Source organism: Bradyrhizobium sp. WSM4872 (assembly GCF_055811715.1).
In genome coordinates, this window is record NZ_JBVVPT010000085.1 from 1 (window position 1) to 344 (window position 344).

The window sequence follows — 344 nt, forward strand, 5'->3', positions numbered from 1 at the left end:
TATGAAGTTTAAACATTTGTAGGCGTTGGTATCTTAAAAGGGTCAGCAATGTTTTTGTCATATTTAATTAAACGAATTGATACCCATTTATCTATTGATTTCATGGATGTTTCTAGTTATCACGGAGGCACTGAGTCAACTGGTGAAGTTCAAATCATTAAAGATTTAGGTTCTTCTATTGAAAATAAAGACGTATTAATTATTGAAGATATCTTAGAGACTGGTACTACACTTAAGTCAATTACTGAATTATTACAATCTAGAAAAGTTAATTCATTAGAAATAGTTACTTTATTAGATAAACCAAACCGTCGTAAAGCGGACATTGAAGCTAAGTATGTAGG

The 344-nt window shown here is 30.2% G+C and carries 1 protein-coding gene; it reads left to right on the forward strand.

Features of this window, described 5'->3' with window-relative positions:
* Positions 1-48: 48 nt before the first annotated feature.
* Positions 49-344: phosphoribosyltransferase (locus tag AC0L3C_RS36220; protein ID WP_473410412.1), on the forward strand; the 296-nt coding region annotated here is incomplete at its 3' end.